At 54.6% G+C, this 23,587-nt stretch carries 13 protein-coding genes and 1 pseudogene; 7 read left to right on the top strand and 7 right to left on the bottom strand.

The annotated features are described in order from the left end of the window. The first annotated feature begins 46 nt into the window (after positions 1-46). Positions 47-1,009, top strand: coding sequence for an AAA family ATPase (locus tag AC1VYI_RS07065; RefSeq protein WP_482878373.1), 963 nt, complete (start codon positions 47-49; stop codon positions 1,007-1,009). 273 nt (positions 1,010-1,282) lie between these two features. On the opposite strand, the gene AC1VYI_RS07060 is transcribed toward AC1VYI_RS07065, so the two are convergent. From AC1VYI_RS07060 to AC1VYI_RS07050, 3 genes and pseudogenes are all read right to left on the bottom strand, one after another. Continuing rightward, positions 1,283-2,410, bottom strand: a complete 1,128-nt coding sequence (locus AC1VYI_RS07060) for a nucleotidyltransferase-like protein (protein ID WP_045889369.1) — start codon at positions 2,408-2,410, stop codon at positions 1,283-1,285. Position 2,411: 1 nt separating this feature from the next. Next, complete coding sequence (locus AC1VYI_RS07055) at positions 2,412-3,035, bottom strand: Cap15 family cyclic dinucleotide receptor domain-containing protein (RefSeq protein WP_045889368.1); 624 nt, start codon at positions 3,033-3,035, stop codon at positions 2,412-2,414. Between the two features lie 485 nt (positions 3,036-3,520). After that, positions 3,521-3,735, bottom strand: a pseudogene (locus tag AC1VYI_RS07050) (DUF7661 family protein). Positions 3,736-4,389: 654 nt separating this feature from the next. Here AC1VYI_RS07050 and AC1VYI_RS07045 point away from each other — a divergent pair. After that, positions 4,390-5,331, top strand: coding sequence for a thymidylate synthase (locus AC1VYI_RS07045; protein ID WP_045888796.1), 942 nt, complete (start codon positions 4,390-4,392; stop codon positions 5,329-5,331). 9 nt (positions 5,332-5,340) lie between these two features. Beyond that, a complete protein-coding gene (locus AC1VYI_RS07040) occupies positions 5,341-6,279 on the top strand; it encodes an alpha-glutamyl/putrescinyl thymine pyrophosphorylase clade 3 protein (RefSeq protein ID WP_045888781.1) in 939 nt (312 codons plus the stop codon). A 2-nt stretch (positions 6,280-6,281) separates the two neighbouring features. On the opposite strand, the gene AC1VYI_RS07035 is transcribed toward AC1VYI_RS07040, so the two are convergent. Further along, complete coding sequence (locus AC1VYI_RS07035; protein ID WP_045888782.1) at positions 6,282-7,364, bottom strand: ImmA/IrrE family metallo-endopeptidase; 1,083 nt, start codon at positions 7,362-7,364, stop codon at positions 6,282-6,284. 1,218 nt (positions 7,365-8,582) lie between these two features. On the opposite strand from AC1VYI_RS07035, the gene AC1VYI_RS07030 reads away from it, so the two are divergent. The 3 genes from AC1VYI_RS07030 (at position 8,583) to AC1VYI_RS07020 (ending at position 9,997) form a co-directional block, all read left to right on the top strand. After that, the gene (locus AC1VYI_RS07030) at positions 8,583-8,939 is read left to right on the top strand and encodes a hypothetical protein (RefSeq protein ID WP_023333137.1); all 357 of its coding nucleotides are present in this window, start codon (positions 8,583-8,585) and stop codon (positions 8,937-8,939) included. Between the two features lie 87 nt (positions 8,940-9,026). Further along, the gene (locus AC1VYI_RS07025) at positions 9,027-9,371 is read left to right on the top strand and encodes a cupin domain-containing protein (RefSeq protein WP_063408815.1); all 345 of its coding nucleotides are present in this window, start codon (positions 9,027-9,029) and stop codon (positions 9,369-9,371) included. A gap of 68 nt (positions 9,372-9,439) precedes the next feature. After that, the gene (locus AC1VYI_RS07020) at positions 9,440-9,997 is read left to right on the top strand and encodes a YceI family protein (protein WP_023308895.1); all 558 of its coding nucleotides are present in this window, start codon (positions 9,440-9,442) and stop codon (positions 9,995-9,997) included. Here the strand turns inward: AC1VYI_RS07020 and AC1VYI_RS07015 are convergent. From AC1VYI_RS07015 to AC1VYI_RS07005, 3 genes are read right to left on the bottom strand one after another with little or no spacing between them, the layout of a single operon-like run. Further along, positions 9,989-10,780, bottom strand: coding sequence for an anti-sigma factor family protein (locus AC1VYI_RS07015; protein ID WP_134867251.1), 792 nt, complete (start codon positions 10,778-10,780; stop codon positions 9,989-9,991). The two genes, AC1VYI_RS07020 and AC1VYI_RS07015, sit on opposite strands and share 9 nt — an antisense overlap. Next, on the bottom strand, positions 10,777-11,307 hold the full coding sequence (locus AC1VYI_RS07010) for an RNA polymerase sigma factor (RefSeq protein WP_134867250.1): 531 nt from the start codon (positions 11,305-11,307) through the stop codon (positions 10,777-10,779). Before AC1VYI_RS07010 ends, AC1VYI_RS07015 begins: the two co-directional genes overlap by 4 nt. A 7-nt stretch (positions 11,308-11,314) precedes the next feature. After that, the gene (locus AC1VYI_RS07005; protein ID WP_023294382.1) at positions 11,315-11,842 is read right to left on the bottom strand and encodes a tetratricopeptide repeat protein; all 528 of its coding nucleotides are present in this window, start codon (positions 11,840-11,842) and stop codon (positions 11,315-11,317) included. 760 nt (positions 11,843-12,602) lie between these two features. Here AC1VYI_RS07005 and AC1VYI_RS07000 point away from each other — a divergent pair. Then, a complete protein-coding gene (locus tag AC1VYI_RS07000; protein WP_226484221.1) occupies positions 12,603-23,573 on the top strand; it encodes a BapA/Bap/LapF family large adhesin in 10,971 nt (3,656 codons plus the stop codon). Positions 23,574-23,587: the final 14 nt, after the last annotated feature.

Genomic DNA, 23,587 nt, shown 5'->3' with positions numbered 1-23,587 from the left:
ACATTACTAACATCGGGGTGTACTAATCAACGGGGGGCAGGTCAATTTGCTAGATAAAGCTGTGAGACTAACGGCCAGCAATTCCTTGACAACTAAGCGTACCGAACTAGGGAGAACTGAGCTTGATGCTGGATATCAGAGCCGTTTTGATGCGGAGTTAAAGGTACTTGGTGGGCGACGTTTGCCGGTAGTGCCGCAGAGCAAAGCTCAAGGTAAAGGAGTAATAACTTTTGGGCTTACCCTTGTCGGGGCACGAGCTGGCTTCACTCCTGATGTAATACTCAGTGAAGGAGAAGCCCGCATTGTTGCATTAGCGGCATTCTTGGCCGATACGACTGGTTCGAATCAGTTAGCCCCCTTCATCTTTGATGACCCTATTTCGTCATTAGATCAAGACTTCGAAGAGCGGGTTGTAGCTAGGCTTGTCGAGTTAGCGAAGACCAGACAGGTCATAATCTTCACACACCGCCTTTCGCTTGTTTCCATCATTGATGCTGTAATTAAAAAGCACAGTGAGAATCCGGCTAATGAGAAAATTAACCATACCGTGCAGTCGCTTAGACGATTAGATAAAATTTCGGGAATCTTGGCGCAACACAGCTTGCGGGATGCCAAGCCTGAAAAGTCGCTTAATATGATTAGGGATCATGTCATCCCTAAGCTCAAAAAGCATCAAGCCGATGCAGATGCCGATGTTTATGATCTTACGGCAAAAAGTGCATGCAGTGATTTTCGGATAATCTTGGAACGAATAGTAGAATTTGTCCTTTTAAATGATGTGATTGTCCGGTTCAGACGTGATGTCAATACTAAAGGGAAGCTGCGGGGTATCACCAAGGTAATAGCAGAAGACTGTGATCTTATTGACGCGCTGATGACCAAGTATTCAGTTTACGAGCACTCTCAATCCGATGAGCTGCCTCTGGTTCCGGTTGAACTCGATGAATTCGAAAAAGATGTATTGGAGCTCATTGCATGGATAAATGAGTTTAAAACTCGAATCGGCTGAAGTTAAAATTGCGAGCGGCCTCGCAGCCATGGGCCGCTATTCGCTCACAACGGATCTTATAACTTTGCTTTGAAACCGCTACCAGGCGGTTTTCTTACCCCCTCTTCCAGGAATTCGGTAAAACGCTAATTCTGCCAAACTAAACATAAAAAAACCGTCCCTAATGAGACGGTCTAAAACGTTAAGCTGAATGCGATTTTGCAGCTGAAGATATTTAAAATTATACAACAATAATTTATAAATTTTCATTATCAATAAACAAAGGCTATGACGCTAATCAACTTTTGAATTACTCAAATATTCTCTCATTCCCTCATCGATTGAATCTTTATGAAAAATAGAATTCATTTCATTATGAACGGCTGTCAATAATGTATCGACTTGCAGAGATAACTTTAGCAGCTCACCTTTTTTTTCGTCAGTGTCAAATATCTTCCTGGTTCCATCAGGGACCTCCAGTTTCTTTGCCTCGTCAAAATTATGCCATAACCAGTCAAGCCAGCGCTGTGTTTCGCTTAGTATTGCAAGTTCATAGAAGTGACCTCTTAAGAGGTTGCCAATATCAGCATGATACATAATAGATGCAATATCAAAACTACTGAGGTTTATTTCTATGCTTTCCTCATGCGCATCTGTTTTGATATTTTTAAGTAATCTTATTGATTTCCTTAAGCCGCCTAGCGTTGTGTTGCAGCGGCTCTCAATATAATTAATATGAAGGAACGGCGTGTTATAAATCCGCTGGTTATCCTTTTTATTTAAAATTGCCACACCTCTGTCAACTTCATTGCCTGTATCTTGATATCTGGCATTATTCCACCAAACAGCCGGGACTACATCCACATCTCTGGCTAAAGAGCCGCCAGTTATTTTTACTGCTTTAGAGTTTTCAGTGTGAACCTTTGCAGCCGGGAAAGCAGCCCTGAGGCTATCTTCAATTTCTTCCCGTAGGATCTGGAGTACATCTACAGCTTGTTTCTTGGATAAAACATAACTATTTGCTTTGCTTCCTTCGTTTGAAAAAACGAATAGCTGTTCATCAATAGTAAGAATATCTACATCGCTAACGCCTTTAATATGGATGTTAAGCGGTACAGAACCCTGCAAACGAAAGGATGCTGTAATTTCCTTTTTTTCCAATCGGTTAGATAGTTGGTTTTCTATCCTTTTCCCTGTTTCGATGCTAACCCTAGTATAAACTGGATCAACTTCCTGCATGGCACCTAATGCATATTTCGTAGCTGATTTCCCGGAAGCCCTGCTTTCCCAGGTTTCTTGTTGTAGAGATTTATTCAGTAAGATCTCTCTGCTTTCAAGCCCGCTGTCCATTGCAAATATTTCATTTATCCCTCTTCTTCGCGTTCTTAAACGTTCGATTCGTGATGAAAAGTTATCGGCCATGTTATAACTTCCTTAGCTTCATTGTCCCAAAGGTATTCCGACCTCTGCCATTAAAATACTCGCCATCAGCAGTTGTCAGGCTTTTATCAAAAATTAATTCTGCAAATCCCATATGCGGACTTAACTCTTTTTCGTTTATTCTCGGATCATTCCTGTAGTTGTAAACTAACCGATAACCTATTTCTCCATCATATATAATGGAGGCAGCTATGCTGTCGGAACCTGACTGTGAGGTTTGCAACCGTATATGAACTTTATCCCATGACTGGAATATATTAATTTTAGCATGCCATGAAAAAACGTCTCCTTCCTTGTTTTCGCCGCGCCCTTCACAATCCCACTCTCCCGACAGGTCCGGGACATTTATTATTTTTGATATTAACTTCCACTTCCATAACCTTGAGTCAAAAATCCAGTAGAGAATTAGATACATTGTACCTGCACTAATAAGCGAAGAGACCGTTGGGGTCATTACAGATTTCGCCTCAATATAAGAATTATTTTCAAGGTAAGTTAAAATAACAAAAACCAAAAACCCTGATATCAGAGAAGCTAATGAACCAATTATTTTACCTACCTTACTCCTGTTAAAACCACTTATAACAATATATTCATGGCTTTTCATATGACTCCTGAAAGTATGAAAGTATGATAGTGATAGATGTACCGCTAAGTTCTTCCTGAAACTGATAACAGTATCTTATAGGAATCATCCTAACTCCACAGGATTGTAGCAATTTCTTTGAAAAGCAAGCCCTACAATCAGTTGCATTAAGTCTCCATGCCGGTTTTACCAATAGATTTGCCAATTCGGTAAAATCCTTATTTTGCAGAATGAACCCCGCTGCGGCGCTCAACACTATATCTTGTGCCTCCCTCAGTTGGACGGCATGTCAGATATAGTGATCGGCGGTGATTATCAGGACAGAACCCGCCGGTTTCCCCACTGCGCCCTTCGGTAAAAATCCGGCCGTGGCGAGGTTCAACCACAAAATGTCATTTTTGATATAAAGTCAATGTCCGCTTTTCGCTCACAGCGGACCTTCTGCTCAGTTAGTTCGGCCGCTTCGTGCCAGGAGCGGACTCAATGTAATGCTATCCATTAAATCCTTATTCGATGCGCTCCACATTTGGATAACGCTCGGTAGTGGCTTCATGGAAAATGTCACCCAGCCAGCAATCTCACCTTCTGCCATATCGTCTAGAATAGCGATGTCATAAAGTCGAGAAAACTTTCTCTCCGTCAGGTCGGCACGAAATACTAGCCACCGATCATTCTTGCGTTGAACACCAATATGCCGTCCAAAAACGTTATAAATCAACATATGCAATCTCTGATCATGCTAATGAGTCCCTGAATCTATGATACATACGTCTGGGCGGGTCTCGTACAAATATGAAAGCCCAGCATCCATCCCTCACTCACACCAGCCATTTGCTTTACTTTATATCCTCCTGACAACTCGGAAGAAAATTAAGCATCGACCTTTTGAGATTGATTAGTTTGGCTTTATTTCATCCGTTACCCATCAGACCTAATCTGTCGGGCCCGAAACGCATTACTTCGCGGTTCGGCGGAGCTTACCAGCCTGCCGGTTAGCGCAGCTGGGCTGACGACCCGGCTGGCCGTGGTGGAACCGGAGGGGGCATTTAGGTTCGTTAAGGGAGATGTGGTTCAATGCCATTAATAAAAGTAAGGGAAAGATCTGACTCGTTATGCGGGTTCGAGTACCAAAAACATAAGTTGCTGACAACAATCTGCATTCACTCTGAGCTAACGAGCTGAATGCTGTGGCCAGGATCAAATAACCAATCTCGTCATCACAGTAGACTCAGCCTACACAAGCCAGTTTTTTGCTCCAAAGCTCAAATCTGTAGACAAAATGTACAACCTGAATGTATAACGACCAATTGGGATTATTCTTACTTGCTGACTGATATCTGGCACCCTGCCCACGGCTCTCACTTGGATGACAAATATGGAAATTGAGAAAAACACGATTGATGATGTTATGCGGGCTGTGTTTGAAAATATCCTGTCAGATGGGGTTCCTGTTGAAACAACACGGGGACCGACAAAAGAGATTCTGGGTACACACATCATTTTAAACAATCCGATTTGCCGGATTAGCAGAACAGAATCCAGGGGTAAAATATTCACCTGTCTGGGGGAGTTAATGTGGTACCTATCGGGCAGTGACGATGTCGAATCTATTCGCTATTACATCTCAAAATACCGGGATTCTGCAGAAAGTGATGGCACGATTAATGGCGCTTACGGGCCTCGTCTCTTTGGTACCAAGAATGGAATCAACCAGATTGAGAATGTCATCCGGCTTTTAAAAAAACGCAACACATCCAGGCGAGCAGCCATACAACTGTTTGACGCAAATGATATAGCCCATCCCTTCGTTGATGTCCCCTGTACTGTCGGGCTCCAGTTTGCGATTAGGAATGATTCCCTCGATATGTTTACATTCATGCGCTCTAACGATGCACGGGCAGGACTGGTTCACGACATATTTGCATTCACGATGCTTCAGGAAATGATTGCAAAAACCCTCGGTTTAAATTTGGGTGTTTATCGCCACTATGCGGCAAGTCTGCACATCTACATCGAGGATATTCCCCTCATCGAAGCTGCGCTCAAAGAGGGTTATGCGCCATCTGTACCAGTTATGGTAGCAATGCCCACAGAGGATATAACTAACTACTTATGCAACATTGTTGATGCAGAGAAACGCATCCGTGAGGGCGATATTCCAGATATTGATGCGCTAAGGCTGAGTGAATACTGGAAAGATGTCCTTCGTATGCTGGCGATATTCAGATGCAAAAAAGATAAGAACCTGCCAGCTGCTCAGGCCATTGCAGGGAAATTGCAAAATCAGTCCTACAAAATTTATCTTGAGTGGTTGTGAGGGAGAAAAATGAAACGACAGGACCTAATTGATGAAATTTCAGAACAGCTCAAATCATTCAGTACACATGAAACCCCGCTTGAGGGATTAGATACCCCCGACAAAATCACAACGCTCGCCGCACAGATACTCGACAGCAAGCGTCGCATTGAGTACGTCGGAGCCATTGGCAGAAATAAGATATCCCCGCTACGGGGAAATCCCCACTGTGATATCTTTGATCCGCTACGGGCTGCGTGGTTGCATGTTTATGAAGGGAATGTAGATGAGGCGTGCTGGCTTATTTTCCTGTCTACCCACTTTGGCAAACATCTTAAGTACGGTTGGCAGTTGTGCGCCGACATTTACGGTGGCCTCGGTGGCGATGTATGGACCTGGGAGAAAGTGGTTGCGGAAGTGGACACCTTTCACGCCTGGTATGAGGGCTGCTATCGCCAGATGCTGGCAGACGGTCAGAAAAGAAGGTTTGGGAACCACAGAAAGTACGAATCCCTCAGACCGGACTGCAAGCGCCCCCTTCCACGCGTCATCAGCTCATATGTCGCGTGGGTAGGAAACGCAGGTAGTCATGAAGCGCGGTTTGCTGAAGCCAAAGCCGCATCCAGTAGTCAGGAAGAGTACTTTGATATTCTTTACCGGAGCATGAAGGCGGTTTTGTCATTTGGGCGGGCTGGAAGGTTCGACTTTCTGACGATGCTCATCAAGTTCGGCATTATTGATGCCAAGCCGGGGACGCTGTATCTGAACGGGGCAACAGGACCTCTGGATGGCGCAAACCTTCTGTTTTACGGTGAAGCGAGAAATGCGGCCAATTATAAAGTATTGGACGATCTTCTGGCGAGGCTCAGCGCCTTCATGGACATGGGGCAGCTTGAAATGCAAATTCTTGAAGATGCTCTTTGCAACTGGCAGAAATCACCCTCTCGCCACGTTTACTTTGGAGGATGACTTCAGGACAGATCTTCACGGTTATATTTGACTTTGAATTTGGCAAAATGATCAAAGGGGATTCTTTGGGCGTGCTGTAACTGCCCCAGCACTATCCCTTTTGATACACCAATTTTCCGGGCAAATTTAATAATATTTTTCCAGTTCCGCCCAGTCAGCGTGTCAAACTCTGCACGGTATGCTGGGGGAATCAGGACGCTGCTGGAAAACTCGTTTGCTTCCTGTTCTTCTTTTTCAGAAAGGCCACTCATTCCTTCTATGCGGTGCTGTTCACAGTTGTGCAGAACCAGATGGCCAACCTCATGAAACAACGTAAACCAGAAATGATCGTCTCTCAGATACCGAAAACTCATTATCAGTGTCGCTTTGCCGTGTTCAAAAAAACAGGTAGCGCCGCTTGCTGGACATCCTTTTGGCGTTGGCAGGATCACAAGCGCTACACCAGCGTCAGCGAGTATGCTGCGTATCGCAGGAAGAAATACTTTGGGATCAGGCTCAAGAGAATGTTTTCTTAAATCTTCCAGACTGCCTTTAAGTATTTCCTTATCCCATGCATAAGTTCTCTGTTTCCGCGAAATATATTCAGCTTTCTTGAGCCAAGTAATTACGGCCATTTCTTCCGTTCTGAAAGCTTCGGATTTTCTGAAAGCTATAGCAGTCTGTTTATTTTTATAATAATTAAACCATTCGGGTACGGATGAAACGCCGAAAAAGCTCAGGCAACACTCGACTTTTTTATTACCGCTCAGGCCCTTCGGAATCCAACCCAGTTTACTCATATCTGACGTAGGCAGAGACTGAACCCATTCATTATTTTGGCGAATGATCGCATCTTTATGTTGGCGATATTTGTCTTCACGACTGAGCCAGAAAGTCGTGCTGACATCGAAGAGAGATTCAAGCTTGTTGGCAATCTTCTCAGTGAGAATAAGCTCACCAGAAATCAACTCACGACCTTTAATCAGGGAAAGGCCAACTCTTTTACTGAGCTCTTCTTCGTTGAAACCATGTTCGTCCATGAGGTCTATTATGGTATCTCCGGGGGCTGACACCCAGTCCGGGTTAAATCCGTTATCAGAAACCATAATCTTCGCCTATATGAACCAGTTTCAACCGGGTTACCCGCCCCCAGTCAAGTGAGTTGTCTGCCTGCCGGGGGGGGGCTAGATGCCCATTTACAAAGTACATTTTAACCCCTTCTGTGAGGTTAATTGTAATGTAATCGCATCCATTTTCGCATAAAAATTCTGTTTTAAGAAAACCCGGAAGCTTAGCTACCGATGCTGAAGACCAGATATCAGCACACCGCACGCGCAGTTTTGCAGCTACTGCATCACCGAACAAATTTATCCCTGCTTCTTTGAACTCAACTGAATCTCTGAGTTCGGAACTGTCACAAAAAATCTGCAATGGGTTACCAACGCTGAGCGATTTATCAGAGAATATTATATTCTAATGTATAAAAAATCCACGATTTCACGGGTGGTTATGACCAGCTCCCCGTTGATTCACACAGAAGGCTGTTAGCAATGTCCGCAGATCGCTCATAGCAGACATGAATACTCTGCTGATTGGCCACTCCGTGCCTGAACGGGCGAGGTACACCATCTACTCAAACGGACAAGTTTATGGATCACTACAGTATTTGAGATAGAGCAGTTTTTATTGACCCCCTCAGTAATCAGACGCTAAATATCCCGCCACACTTACATTTAGTATGCCATAGAGGGTGTTATTTTGAAGTCGCTAGGCATGTTGGAACCATGCGAGGTACTGTGGTTCTACTTTATGGTTCCTTTTTGGAACCCATAACGAAATTAATTTAAACAGAAACATTAAATATCAATACACTATGATTAAAAGTACAGGGACGCCAGCCAAAATTCTCCATCGGTGATTACCAGAGTCATCCGATGAAGTCCTAAGAGCCCGCACGGCGCAAGCCCCGCGGGCTTTTTTGTGCCCCATTCCTACAGTTCCATCCATCCCTTTGACAAACATCAACCCCCTTCCCCCTTCCCCCTTCTCCTGTGCAAAATTACCCACACCACCCAGCGCTACGGAATAGCCGCCCAACCCGGAAGGAACCCCGACATGTACAGACCCATAACCGTCATAATATTCATTCTCCTGACCCTCGCCGCCCTCGCTGAAATAGGTGTTTTATCCTTTGGATAATCCTCAGGCGAAATACCCCTTATCAGGGCATGTTGATCTCATTACAGTTTTTTCCTAAAGCCATCCCGTTTCGCCTGTGCCATGCTGAATCACGCTCATAACCGATAACGTTAAATGAGGATATTATGAAAAAAACAATTATCGCATTATCTGCCGTTCTGCTGGCTTCCCCAGTATTTGCTGCGACCACACATGCAACTGACGATACCGTCGCGGCGGCGAACGCAAACGCCAACGAGGCTAAGCAAAAACTGCACGAAGAGCAGAACAAAGGTGAAGAGCTGAAGCTGAAACAGAAGCATGCTGCGGAAGGCAAAAGCGAGAGCCTGGGCAGCAAGGTCAGCGAAGATTCCCAGAAAGCCTGGCATAAAACCAAAGAAGGCACCGAGAAAGGGTGGGATGCCACCAAAGAAGGCGCAGAGAAAGGCTGGAACAAAACCAAAGAAGGTGCCAGCGAGCTGGAAAAGAAAGTCACTGAGTAATCCCTTCGAAAGGCCGCAGACGCGGCCTTTTTTATTCCCTCCCGCCCTGCTCCCTGAAGGCTAAACTTGTCTCAGGAGGGCACCGTCATGAGCCACAAAGACACCGCACCAGAAACCCAGGGCGTTACCGTTGAAATACTCTCCATTGTCGATCTGGGCCCGGAGATCGCAGGCATGGACGGGCGTCAGCTTCGCATGCGCAGGGTGACGCTCGCCCCCGGTGCGGTCTTTGGTCCGGTGCACGATCATATCGATCGCCCCGGTACTGTTTTTATCCTTGAGGGGACCATCACCGATCATCGTAACGGTATCGCCACCGATTACGGTCCCGGCGTCGGCTGGCCGGAAGACCATAATACGGTCCACTGGCTGGAAAACCGGGGCCCGGTTACCGCCGTCGAAATCTCGGTGGATATCGTTAAAACAGCCTGACGCATAAAAGCCGAATAGATCCCTGGTGTGACGCGTTTACTCCCAGCGCCCCCTAAAGAGATCCTGAGATGCTACGACGCCTGCTTATATTGCTTATTTTGGTCTGCCCGTGGGCGTTAGCCGTCCCGCAGAGCTACATCATCGACACCAACAACACCACCATTCGGCTATCCTGGCATGCCTTCGGCGGCATCCTCTCCTGGGCGACGTTCAGCGGCGTGACGGGCGCCGTGACGCTCAATCCGGAAAATGACGTCGACGACCATATCCACGTCACCATTCCCGTAGCGACTCTCGTAGCCTCAAACAAGCTGCTCACCTGGCAGCTGAAAAGCGACATGTTTTTTGAATCCGAGCGCTACCCGACTATCGAGTTCATCAGCTCTCGCGTGGTCGCCCAGGGCGATGGGCGGTTCAGGGTGTTCGGCACGCTGACCGTGCGAAACATTGCCCGCCCGGTGATCCTGGAGGCCGTCGTGAAAGACCCGCACGCGCAGGCCCTTACGCTGGATGCCACGACGGCGATCTCGCGCGCGTCCTACGGGATGGATAAGTTTGCGCTGGTCGTGGACGATCGTATTGCCATCGCCATTGCGATTAAGACAAACGACGTGCCGTCATCCTGAGATGAGCCGCTGTAGCTGCTCCGCGTTTCCCCGCAGGTGAGACGGCGGGTTTCGGCCAATCAGGACAAACTGGTAGCCCGCCTCCTGCCACCACGCCAGGTTCATGCCGTGCCGCTGCTCCTGGCGCAGAGAGGCCATCGTCTTCTCATCTACAGGAGAGATACAGAGCGCCATCGGGCCGTAGTCGGCGTTGATCCAGGCAATCTGCGCGATCGAGGTGGTTTCATAGCGCAGCATTCGCACCATTTTCAGCTCTGCTCCCTGCAGGACAAGCTGCGACATGCGCAGCTTGATGCCGATGTCCTGCGCGGCCCGTTCCAGCCCGCGCAGCAGGACCGGCGTTGCGCTGTCCATATCCAGCAGCGTCTCGACGCTGTACAGGGACATATATTGCGCTTCGAGGTCGCGAATATGGGCATTCTCATCCGCTGGCGCGGAAGCGGGCCGAAGCAGATAGCCCAGCCCGGATCCGACCATCAAAAAGCTGACCGATGCGGCAATCAGCGCCCGCCTGCTGACGCCAGCCGGCGTGGAGGATTGCGAATCGGGAAGCGCCGCCAGACGCGCCTGCATTGTCTCCAGAGGTGCCTCATCCAGCAGGGGGGCAAACGCCCCGGCGAAATCCTGGCTGCTTTTCATCAGTTCGGCGGTTCGCCCGGAGAGGCGTTCGTCCCTTTTCAACTGTTCTTCAAATTGCTGCGCGTCGGCGCGGCACATCTCGCCATCTATCCATGCCACGATAGCGTCGTCGTTATAGGGCGGTGCAAAACGGTGCGAGTTCAAGAGCGTTTCTCCTTTACCGGAGGCAGTGCGTCAGCGGACCTGGCAAGCCGAACCCGCGCCGTCGCCAGCCGGCTCATCACGGTACCGATAGGCACCGCCAGGGTCTCCGCCGCCTCCTGGTAGGTAAAGCCTTCGACATAAACCAAAAATACCGCGTTGCGCTGGGCTTCAGGCAGCGCGTTAACGCGCTGCATCACCTTCATGTAATGCAGGCGCGTCTCATCCTGTTCGCGGGTATCCGGCGCCAGAAGCTCGTCGCTGGCCACAAATCCCTGCCCCTGACGCACGTGTCGGGCCCGAAGCTCAGAGATCCAGATAGAGTGAAGTATCGAGAACAGCCACCTGTCGATGCGCGTGCCCGGCGTATACTGGCTGCTCCGTTCAAGTGCACGCACGCAGGTGGATTGAACCAGCTCTTCGGCGATATCCCTGTTTCGCGACAGCACCAGCCCATAGCGCCAGAGACGCGGCAGGTGTGCGGCTAACTGTTGACGAACCTCACTGGTAGCGATGTCTTTTCCCTCCACGAGAAAATCAGGATTCCGGATGTCCGTTGATAGCGGCCTGCAGGTCACGGTACTCCTCGCAGGACTGGCCACAAATACCGGCAATCACCTTCAGCTGTTCTTTCGCGAGGTCAGGACGTCCTTTTACCATCCACGCTTCACCGAGATATTCCCGGGCTTTGGCATAATCCGGTGCGATAGCCAGCGCGCGCTGGTAGTAACCAATCCCTTCGTCCGTGCGGCCAAGCTTGCGCGTGGCGAACCCGCGATAGTTCCACGCTTCAGCCGTATTGCCATTTTTCAGCGAATCAAGCAGGTTGAGCGCCGCCTGGTACTCGCCTTTCTTCGCGAGATGGTACGCATAGTTGGTTTTGTCCTGGTCGCTGAGGCTGCTGCTCTTGTCCGGCACGCATTTCTGGGTGGCGCTGTCATACACCTGACCGGAAGGACAATCGGGCGTTTTGCTCTCGGTACTATTATTGCCCATTGCCAGCGCCAGGGGGGACAGCAGGGAAAAAATCAGCACCGGGATCAAACGAAACGAGGTCGTGTTCATATAAAGCTCCAGGGTAAGAAGTGAGTGACGTCAGTAAACGCCCGACTGACGCTTTTTATTCATTCTCCCCATAATTTTATTGTTGTCGCAAAATCATGCTGTTGTCGTAGCCCCAATGGAAATTACTCAGGTTATTTTATCCTTTCCTTAACGCTATTATTTTCGCGTGATAGCAGAATTTTAACCCCGCATAAGAATATATTTTATTGTGCAAGTGATATAATATATCTTATATCAAAAACGTTACCCTAACTTAAATGCATATTAAGCGCGCTTAAACAATAACGTTTTACAGTATATTAAAAATGTCTCCTACCAATTATCATACTGAGTAAATAATAATTAAAATCAACATCGCAAGGCAAGATCAAAATCATTAAAAACAAACAGTTAAACTAGTTAAATTATTAACAAGCTCAATGTATTAATGCCCTCTTCATTGTTTTGGCACTTATTTACGAAAGCTAAATTTGCACAACCATCGTTTTCTGTCTATATCATTTTTATATTCTTGAAAACAATTCATCTATTAATTACAGGGTTTTATAAGACACAAAACACCCATAAAAACTGTTCTCTTTATAAGTCATTAGATTCGCTCTGATGTTGCCACTCTGAATTCTGGCGGGCATCGTGCGCGCTAAAAACAACGGTCAGTGCTGCTTGATAACAGCGACTGCGCCGGGGGCGCCCTTTACCTTCTGCAGAGATGGCTCGTCTTGCTCGCCATTCATGATACATCTGCTGGAGTAATGCCTAAATGAGCCAAATCTCTGTTATATCAAAACTTACTGGCGTGGAAACGACCACGGAAGGCACACAGGTTACGCTGAGCCATTCCTCTATCGTTGAGCTTCATGTCGAGCGAGCGAGCGTCTCCCACTTCGCGCGAAATGGTAACGATCTGCTGGTTACGCTGCACTCCGGCGAGGTGATCACCCTTAAAAACTTCTACGTCACGGACGCGCAGGGCGTGAGCCAGCTGGTACTGCAGGACAGCCAGGGCGCATTATGGTGGATTGAAGATCCGACCGGAGCCGCCACGTACGAATCTATCGCCTCAACGGATGTGCTGCTTGCCTCTTCCGGGAGTGATGCCGGTGGTGCCGCCATCTGGCCATGGGCTCTGGGCGGCATTGTCGCAGCGGGCGGCATCGCGGCGGCGGCAAGCACCGGTGGCGGCGGCGGTGGAGATGACGGCAATAATAATAGCCCCAACCCCAACACACCCGTCGATCCTGCCGATCCGGATACAACGCCGCCGAACGCGCCTTCTGGCCTTAAGTTCTCTTCAGACGGTAAAACCGTCACCGGTACCGCCGAACCCGGCAGTACCATCACGCTGAAAGACGCGAACGGGAATGTTATTGGATCAGGAAAAACGGGCAGCGACGGCAGCTTTACCGTCTCTCTCGGCACACCGTTGACCAACGGCGAGCAGGTGACTGCCACCGCGACGGATAACGCCGGGAATACCAGCCCGGGCACAACGCTCAACGCACCGGACACCACCGCGCCCGATGCGCCAGCAATCACCAGCGTAACGGACGATGTTGCTCCGCAGACGGGGGCCGTCAGCAGCGGCGGCAGTACCAACGATCAGCGTCCGCAGCTTACCGGTACCGGCGAAGCGGGCTCGACCGTGACGATTTATGACGGCGGAGTCGCTATTGGTACGGCGGTCGTCGCCAGCAACGGCACCTGGACCTTTACCCCGTCGGTTGACCTGAGTGAAAGCACTCATCAGATTACCGTGCGGGCAACCGACGCCGCGGGCAACACCGGGCCTGCCTCACCGGTGTTTACCCTGACGGTGGATCTTACTCCGCCGGACGCGCCGACCGCGATTGTGCTGACTGACGATACGGGCGTTATCAGGGGAACCATCACGTCGGGCGCGCTTACCGATGCTTCACTGCCGCTCCTGGCGGGAACCGGCGAGCCCGGCGGAACCATCACCATTTACGATAACGGCGTGGTGGTTGGCACCACAACGGTTCAGCCCAACGGCACCTGGAGCATCACGCCGAACGGCCCGCTCCCGGACGGGACACACTCCATAACCGTCACTGAAACTGATGCCGCCGGAAACCTGAGTACGGCCTCAGTGCCTGTCATTTTCACCGTGGACACCACGCCGCCGTCTGCCCCGGGTAATCTCGTGGTGTCGAATGATGGCGGCACCATCAGCGGCATCGCGGAAGCTGGCAGCACGGTGACCATCCGTGAAGGCGATATCACCCTTGGCACGGTGGTTGCCGACAGCCAGGGTAACTTCAGCCTGACGCTGACCCCACCAAAAGTTAACGGTGAGATCCTGACCGCTGACGCCACAGACGCGGCGGGCAACACGGGACCAACAGCCTCCGCGGCGTCGCCGGATATTACCTCGCCGCAGATGCCAGTTATCGTGTCGGTGATTGATGACGTGCAGGCCACCACCGGCCCCGTGGACCAGAATGGCCTCACTAACGACACGACGCCGACGCTCACCGGCACAGCTGAACCGGGTTCAACCGTTACTATCCGTCTGGACGGAACTGATATTGGCACAGTGCTAACCGACAGCAACGGTCAGTGGTCTTATACGCCCACCACGCCGCTTGTCGAGGGCACTCACACTTTTACCGCCGTAGCTACCGATACGGCGGGTAACACCAGCCTTCCGTCGGAGGGCTTCACCTTGACCGTCGATATTACTCCGCCACCGGCAGCGACTATCGCTACCGTGACCGATGATGCCGGCGGCGTTCAGGGTCCGCTTAGCAGCGGCGATACCACGGATGACACCAAACCGCTGCTGCAGGGCACCGCCCCGGCTGATGCGGTAATCACCGTCTATGACGGCGCAACCCTGCTCGGCACCGCCACCCTTGACGGCAGCGGCGGCTGGAACTTTACGCCAACGACTCCACTCACCGACGGCCTGCATTCGCTGACGGTTCACGCCACGGATGCCGCAGGCAATACCAGTATCTCCAGCCCGTTCGTACTGGTAGTGGACACCACGCCACCGCTTGCTCCGGGTAATCTCGTGGTGTCGAATGATGGCGGCACCATCAGCGGCATCGCAGAAGCTGGCAGCACGGTGACCATTCGTGAAGGCAACGTCATCCTTGGCACAGCTGTTGCCGACAGCCAGGGTAACTTCAGCCTGACGCTGACCCCACCAAAAATTAACAGTGAAATCCTGACCGCTGACGCTACCGACACGGCCGGCAACACCAGTCCAACCACCTCCGCGGCGGCACCGGATATTACCCCACCGCAGACGCCAGTTATCGTGTCGGTGATTGATGACGTGCAGGCCACCACCGGTTCCGTGGCCCAGAACGGCCTCACCAACGACCGGGCCCCGACCGTGAACGGAACGGGCGAAGCGGGCTCGACCATCACGATTTATAACGGCAGCGATGTCCTCGGTACGGTGGTTGTATCCTCCTCCGGCCAGTGGAGCTTTACGCCGCCCTCACCGCTGACCGATGGCACGTACGTGCTGACGGCAACGGCGACGGATCCCGCCGGTAACCCGAGCGGGTTATCAGACTCGTGGACAATTAACGTCGACGGGACGGCGCCTGGCGCCCCGGTGATTTCACAAGTCGTGGACGATGTTCCCGGGCGTACCGGCTCGCTCGATATTAATGAGACCACCAACGATGCCACCCCGACGCTCAGCGGTACCGCCGAACCAAACGCGACGGTCACCCTCCGCGTGGACGGTGTTGCTATTGGTACGACCGTCGCCAATGGCCTTGGCGTGTGGATCTTTACCCCAGACACCCCGATCGCTGAAGGTCCACATACCCTGACCGCCGTCGCAACTGACGCGGCGGGCAACACCAGCCCCGTCTCCAACACCTGGACTCTGACGATTGACAGCGTCGCGCCTGACGCCCCGGTTATTACCCAGGTGCTGGACGATGTGCCGGAGCGCCTCGGCGCGCTCACTTCTGGCGACAGTACCAACGACACCACGCCGACGCTCAACGGCACCGCGGAGCCGGGCTCAACCGTCACCATTCGCCAGGACGGCGTCGATGTCGCAACGATTGTGATCGACAGCAGCGGCACGTGGACCTATACCCCGACCACGCAGCTTGTTAACGGCACCTATACCTTTACCGCCGTCACCACCGATGGCGCGGGTAACACCAGCCAGCCGTCAAGCGGATTCACCCTGACCGTCGATACCACGCCGCCAGCGGCGGCAACCATCGCCACCGTGACCGATGACGTCGGCGGCGTTCAGGGCACGCTTAGCAGCGGGGATACCACGGATGACACCACGCCGCTGCTGCAGGGCACCACCCCGGCAGATACGGTAATCACCGTCTATGACGGCACCACCCTGCTCGGCACCGCGACCCTCGACGGCAGCGGCGGCTGGAGCTTTACCCCCGTTATCCCGCTCACCGACGGCTCACATACGCTGACGGTGCATGCCACGGATGCCGCGGGCAATACCACCATCTCAACGCCGTTTGAACTGACGGTAGATACCGTTCCGCCAGCCACGCCGGATATCCCGGCAATCACCGTCAATCCTGACGGCACAGAAACGCCGCTGAACCCGGGAGAAACCACCCGCGACACCACGCCGACCCTGAGCGGCACCGGCAATCCGGGCGATACCGTGACGATCTACAACAACGGCGTCAAAATCGGCGACGCCGTCGTGGACAACACCGGCAACTGGACATGGACGCCATCAACCCCGCTGCCTGGCGGCACCTATGACATTACCCTGACCGTTACCAACGTGGACGGCACGGGCAACGAAAGCGCCCCGTCGCAGCCGGTCACCATCACCATTGATACCGAAGCGCCGGCTACGCCTGCGGCACCGACCGTCACCGACAGCGTTACACAGATCACCGGCCCCGTTCCCGATGGCGGAACCACCAACGATCCGCGCCCGGTCCTGAGCGGCACCGGCACGCCGAACGACGTCATCAACATCACTGATACCGTTAACGGCACACCGACCGTCGTGGGCACCGCCACGGTAGACAGCAGCGGCAACTGGAGCTGGCGTCCTGACAGTAATATTGGGGAGGGCAGCCACGTCTATACCGCCACCGCCACCGATGAGGCGGGCAACGTCTCTGACCCGTCTACAGCGATTACGATCATCGTGGACACCCTGGCGCCGGATACGCCGGTGATTAGTGCAGTGGGCGGTGAGCCTAACGGTGGCTACATCACGGATACCACACCGACAGTGGGCGGAACCGGCGTCAACGGTGAGACGGTGATCGTCTACAACAACGGCGTCGAAGTGGGCCGTGTCGTGGTGGCTAACGGGGAATGGAGCCTGACGCTTCCAACGCAAACGGACGGTCCGCTGAATATCACCGTTGCGGGTGTGGATGCGGCTGGCAACCTTAGCGCGCTGAGTTCGGTCTTTACCGTCACCCTCGATACCGTTGCGCCAGAGATCCCCGTCATTAGTACTGTAGCTGACAGCCAGCTGTCTAATAACGTGCTCTACACGAAGGACGGCACGCCAACCCTTACCGGGACCGGTGAACCCGGCACCACCGTTATCGTTTCCGTAGACGGCACGCCATCTACAGTGCTGGTGACGGTCCAGCCGGGCGGCACCTGGAGCTGGACTGCCGACGCGACGCTGCCGGATGGTCCTCATACGTTCACAGTCTCTTCCAGCGATCCAGCGGGTAACTCCTCCGGTGATTCAGCACCGCTGAGCGTGACGGTGGATACCGCCGCGCCTGCCGACCCGATCAACATGGCACTGGCTCAGGAAGGAACGCCGCTGACCGGTAACGCCGAGGCAGGAAGTACCATTACCGTGAAAGACAGCGGTGGGACCGTCATTGGTAGCGGCGTTGCCGCCAGCGACGGCAGCTTCTCGATTGCGCTGAGTCCGGCGCAGCTGGATCCGACCACGCTGACCGTGACCGCCACCGATGCCGCAGGAAATGCCAGCCCTGGCGCATCCTTTATCGTTACCGATTCACCGCTCGACCTGCCACAGGTGCCCGTCATCACGGCTATTGTCGATGACGTGGACCCGGTCACCGGCGATGTGAAAGGCAAAACCACCAACGACACCACGCCAACGCTTACCGGTACGGCCGAAGCGGGCAGCCTGATAACAATCTATCAGGACGGTAGCGCGACGCCATTAACAACGGTGACTGCCGACGGCAGCGGCAACTGGAGCTATACGCCAGCCGCGCTTGGCGAGGGGCTGCACACCTTTGAGGTGACTGCGACCCTCAACGGTGCCACCAGCGGCCGCTCTCCGGCGGCCAGCGTCACCGTCGATCTGACCGCGCCGGGCACGCCAACCATTGGCTCGGTCATTGACGACGTGGGTCCTGTCACCGGCCCGCTGACCAGCGGCCAGATCACCAACGACAGCCAGCCGACCCTCACCGGCACCGGCGCGGTGGGCGATACCATCTCCATCTACAACAACGGCGTGCTGCTGGGCAGCGTGGAGGTCGGCAACACCGGCACCTGGAGCTACACCACGCCCGTTCTTGCAGAGGGTAATAACGTCCTGACCATCCGCGAGACCGATCCGGCGGGGAACCAGAGCGGTCCTTCGGCGGGCTTCACCGTCGTGGTGGACTCCGTTTCCGCCACGCCGGTTATCACCAACGTCACGGATAACGTCGGTAACACCGTCACCACGGTAGTTAGCGGCAGCGAAACGAACGACGCCACGCCAACCCTTTCGGGGACAGCGGATGCAAACAGCGTGGTGACCATTTTCGACGGCGGCACCCAGATTGCCGTGGTGACGGCTGACGGCACCGGCGCATGGACGTTTACCCCTGATACCGCGCTCGGCGAAGGCTCGCACAGCTTCACCGTCCGGGCGACCGACCCGCTGGGCAACGTCAGCGCAATCTCAGCCCCATGGAGCGTGGTGGTTGACCTGACGGCGCCGACGGTTCCAACGCTGGATACGGTGAGTGATAACGTCCCTGGCGGCGTCACGGGCAACCTGACCAGCGGGCAGGCGACCAACGACAACACCCCGACGATTAGCGGCACCGGACAGGCAGGCAGCACCATCTACATCATGAATAACGGTACGCAGTTGGGTACGGCGATTGTCGACGGAACCGGCAACTGGTCCTTCACCCCGACCACGCCGCTGGACGACGGCAGCTACTCCCTGCGCGCGTACGCAACGGATGCCGCGGGCAACGCCTCGGCGAACTCGTCGGTCTTCGCCTTCACCGTCGATACCGCAGGCCCCGGCGTGCCGGTGGTGACCAGCGTGATTGACGATGTCGGCCCGGTCACCGGGACGCTCACGTCGGGTAACAGCACTAACGACGCGCGTCCGACCTTCAACGGTACGGGCGACGTGGGTTCTACGGTGCACGTGATTGTTGATGGCAACGAAATTGGCACTGCGGTGGTCAATGCCCAGGGCAGCTGGACCTTCACGCCGGGTACCGATCTGCCCGACGGACCGCATGCCATTACCTTCAACGCCACCGACGCGGCGGGCAACGTGGGTACTGCAACGGCACCGTTTAACCTGACGGTGGATACGGGCGTGCCGTCTGCGCCGGTCATTTCGACCGCGGGTGACAATGTGGGCAGCATTCAAACCCCGCTCTCTTCCGGGCAGAGCACCGACGACACCACGCCGACGCTGAACGGCACCGCCACCGCAAACGCCACTGTCACCGTGTATGAGAACGGCCAGCCGGTCGGCACCGTTCAGGCGGACGGTACCGGCGCATGGAGCTTTACTCCGTCAACGCCGCTGGCCAGCGGCAGCCATACCTGGACCGCCACGGTCACCGATGCAGCGGGCAACGTCAGCCCGACCTCGCTGGGCTTTACCCTGATTGTTGATACCGCGGCACCGAACGCGCCGGTTATCAGCCAGGCGATAGACGACGTGGGCAGCATCACCGGCCCGCTCACGTCCGGGCAAACAACCGACGATACCGTTCCGCGCCTTGTCGGGACCAGCGAACCGTTTGCCACCGTGAACATCTATGAGGGAACAACCCTTGTCGGAACAGGCACCGCGGATGGCAACGGAAGCTGGAGTATCTTGCTCAACACCACGCTGACAGCAGGCGCGCACAGCTTCACCGCGCAGGCGACGGATGCGGCAGGCAACACCAGCGTGTCCTCCACCAGCTTCAGCCTCACCGTCGACACCACGCCGCCTGCGCTGCCGGTGCTGACCAGCATTCTGGATGACGTGGGCAATGCGGCGACGCCGGTGGCGAACGGCGGGTTCACCAACGACGCGCAGCCAACCCTTAGCGGCACGGCGGAAGCCGGGTCAACGGTGAAAATCTTCGATAACGGCGTACAAATCGGCAGCGTGACGGCGACCGGCGGGGCGTGGAGCTTTACGCCATCCCCGGCGCTTAGCAACGGTCCGCACAATTTAACCTTTACCGCCACCGATGCGGTGGGCAACGCGAGCGCGCCTACCGCCGGGTATGTAATTAACGTCGATACCCTCGCGCCGGGCGCACCGGTCATCAGCTCGGTCATTGATGATGTCGGCAGCGTCACCGGGCCGGTGACCGGTACAAATCCGACCAACGACACGCGCCCAACGCTGAGCGGAACCGCCGAAGCGAATGCCACGGTGCGGATCTACGATGGCATCACGCTGGTGGGCACGGTGACCGCCGACGGCAGCGGAAACTGGACCCTGCCGCAAACCACCACGCTGACGCAAGGAACGCATAACTTCACCGCCACGGCCACCGATGCGGCGGGCAACACCAGCGTGGCGTCAGCCGTGACGACGATTATCGTCGATACGACCGCCCCAACGGCGCCAACCGGAACCTTCAACGCCGACGGTAGCGTCCTGACCGGAACTGCGGAAGCAGGCAGCACCGTCGCGATCCGCCTTGCGGACGGCTCGACGGTGACCGCCATTGCGGACAGCAACGGCACCTACACCTACACTTTCATTAACAAACAGACCGAAGGCCAGACGCTGCAGATCACCGCCACCGATGCCGCGGGCAACACCTCGCTGCCGGGCTCCGCCCTTGCGCCGGTAGTGCCGCTCTCCGCCAGCAATAACGTCGAAGAGCTGAACCTCAGCACCACTGCAACCGTGACCAACAGCCAGTACAGCGATTACGGCTTCCTGCTGGTCGGCGCCGTCGGCAACGTCCTGACGCTGCTGGGCAATGATACGGCCCAGGTCAACTTCACGGTGGGCAGCGGCGGCAGCGCGGATATCGTGGTGAACGCCAACGCCACGGGAGCGGTGCTCTCTCTGCTCAACACCCTTGAGCTGGTGGTTCAGCATTACGTCAACGGCGCCTGGACCACCGTGGTGGACACCGGCCAACCGCAGTTTGCCGATCTCCTGACCCTCGGCGCAACCGGCGTCTCGCTGAACCTGACCGGGCTGGCTGACGGCGACTATCGCGTGCTCAGCTACAACACCAACCTGCTGGCAACCGGCTCCTACACCAGCCTCGACGTGGCGGTGAAAGAGACCGGTCCGGGTACGGTCACGGGCGAAACCAGCCTCAACGGCAACGTGATCCTCGATACGGACCCGACCGCCGGCAGCGACAACGCGCCGGCCGGAACCACTATCTCCGCGGTCACTAACGCCCAGGGCGTCACCACCAGCGTGAACGCCGACGGCACGGTGATCCAGGGCCAGTACGGTACGCTGACCATCAACCGCGACGGCAGCTACACCTACAGCCTGACCGACACCAGCGCCGCGGTCATTGGCCGGACGGAGAGCTTCACCTACACCATTACCCATAACGGCGTCAGCGCGTCAGCAAACCTGGTGCTGTCTCTGGGTGCCGGTACGGTAATCAACGGCATTGTGGCGGTGGACGACACGGCCTCGCTGACCTTTGACACCACCGTGAGCGAGATTAATAACGGCGCCTCGTCTCAGAACGGTTTTACCCTGGTGGGCATTAATCTCGGCAGCACGCTGGGGCTTAACCTGCTGGACGACATGACCAACCCGATTATCTACAACGTCGAGGAAGGCACGACCCGCACCATGACCATCCAGGCCTCCGTGGGCGGCGTGGCGCTGGCGTCGGTATTCGATCTGTACGTCTATAAGTTCAACAACGCCACCCAGACCTTCGAGCAGGTTCGCGTCGAGTCGGGCTGGCTGCGCGCCCCGGTGCTGGGGGGCACCTCATCTCAGCTGACGCTGAATCTGCCGGCCGGGGAGTACCTGTTCTTACTCAATACCGCATCGGGGCTCGCCGTCCTGACGGGCTACACGCTGAGCGTTCTGCAGGATCATGTCTACAGCGTGGCGAGCATCAGCGAAACCACCACGGGCGACGTGCTGGCGAATGACCCTGTTCCGGCGGGCACGGTGGTCACCGAAGTGAACGGCGTGGCGGTCAACAGCAGTGGAACAACCGATATTCAGGGGGAATACGGCACGCTGACCATCAATTCGTCCGGCCAGTACACCTACACCCTGAGAAGCGGCGTGGGGGCGGACCATATCAGCACGCCTGACACCTTCGTCTACACCGTTACCGCGCCTGACGGCTCGAAGGATACGGCATCGCTCAACATCACCCCAACAGCCCAGGCGATGGATGCGGTGAACGATGTCAGCGCCACGATGGACCTCACCTCGGTGCACCACACGTCGGTCTACTCGGATACCACCGTGGGCACCGCCAGCTGGACGACGGCGCTGCTCTCGTCAACCCAGGGCTCCGGCAGCGGAACCTTCGTGGTCGACGCGAACACCGCGCTGCACAACGCGTCGCTGCACTTTAACGTGGCCTCGCTGCTGTCGCTGGGCGGACTGACGGTGAACTGGTCCATCAGCGACGGGTCGGGCGTGATCCGCAGCGGTTCCTTCAGCGGCGCCTCGCTGCTGGGCGGCAGTATCGACGTTCCGCTGACCGGGCTGGATCTCAACGCCGGGACCTATACGCTGAACTTTATCGGTAGCGTACCGGGGCTGAGCGTCGGGACCATCACCATCACCATCACCCCAAGCGTGAACGGCACCACCTACTCGCTGAGTGATTTTGACGTCACCGGCAGCCACACCGTCAACGGCAATATCTTTGACGGCACCGACTCTGGCGGCGTGCTGGATCAGCTCCACTCGGTGGATACCCGCCTGAGCGTGACCGGGTACAACGGCGTGACCACCACGCTGGATCCATATACCGGCAGCGCAACGGTGAACATCACCGGCCATTACGGCATCCTGGCGATCGGCGCTGACGGTCATTACACCTATACCCTCAACAGCGGGGTATCGCTCTCAACCATGACGTCGAAGGAGACCTTCAACTACACCCTGACCGATGCCAACGGCAACACGGATACCGCCACGCTGACCATCAATATGGCACCGCAGTTCATCAGCTCGGAGCATAACGACGCCATCACCGGTACGGCCTACGGCGATACGCTGATTTATCAGGTGCTGAACAGTACGGTGGGAAATGCCACGGCGGGCAACGTCAGCAGCACCGCGGGCGATCACTGGACCGGGTTCTCGCTGGCGCAGGGGGACAAAATCGACATCGGCGATCTGCTGGTGGGCTGGGATGGTAATACCGCCTCGTTGGGGAATTATATCCATGTCACACAAAGCGGTAGCAACACTGTGATCTCCATCGACCGTGATGGTGCAGGGTCCACCTACACTAATACTGCACTCGTTACGCTTGATAACGTTCAGACCACATACGACGAGCTTGTTAACCAGCAACACATCATTACCTGATAGCACCTGCAAGA

This window comes from Enterobacter sp. QK-SA4, from assembly GCF_056856775.1.
Note: the sequence above shows the minus strand (reverse complement) of the source record. Positions and strands in the feature narration are given on the sequence as shown.

Bases quoted from the DNA above. Each gene is read 5' to 3' on its own strand.
- AC1VYI_RS07060 (WP_045889369.1), bottom strand. From the start codon at position 2,410: ATGGCCGATAACTTTTCATCACGAATCGAACGTTTAAGAACGCGAAGA.
- AC1VYI_RS07055 (WP_045889368.1), bottom strand. From the start codon at position 3,035: ATGAAAAGCCATGAATATATTGTTATAAGTGGTTTTAACAGGAGTAAG.
- AC1VYI_RS07045 (WP_045888796.1), top strand. From the start codon at position 4,390: ATGGAAATTGAGAAAAACACGATTGATGATGTTATGCGGGCTGTGTTT.
- AC1VYI_RS07040 (WP_045888781.1), top strand. From the start codon at position 5,341: ATGAAACGACAGGACCTAATTGATGAAATTTCAGAACAGCTCAAATCA.
- AC1VYI_RS07035 (WP_045888782.1), bottom strand. From the start codon at position 7,364: ATGGTTTCTGATAACGGATTTAACCCGGACTGGGTGTCAGCCCCCGGA.
- AC1VYI_RS07030 (WP_023333137.1), top strand. From the start codon at position 8,583: ATGAAAAAAACAATTATCGCATTATCTGCCGTTCTGCTGGCTTCCCCA.
- AC1VYI_RS07025 (WP_063408815.1), top strand. From the start codon at position 9,027: ATGAGCCACAAAGACACCGCACCAGAAACCCAGGGCGTTACCGTTGAA.
- AC1VYI_RS07020 (WP_023308895.1), top strand. From the start codon at position 9,440: ATGCTACGACGCCTGCTTATATTGCTTATTTTGGTCTGCCCGTGGGCG.
- AC1VYI_RS07005 (WP_023294382.1), bottom strand. From the start codon at position 11,842: ATGAACACGACCTCGTTTCGTTTGATCCCGGTGCTGATTTTTTCCCTG.
- AC1VYI_RS07000 (WP_226484221.1), top strand. From the start codon at position 12,603: ATGAGCCAAATCTCTGTTATATCAAAACTTACTGGCGTGGAAACGACC.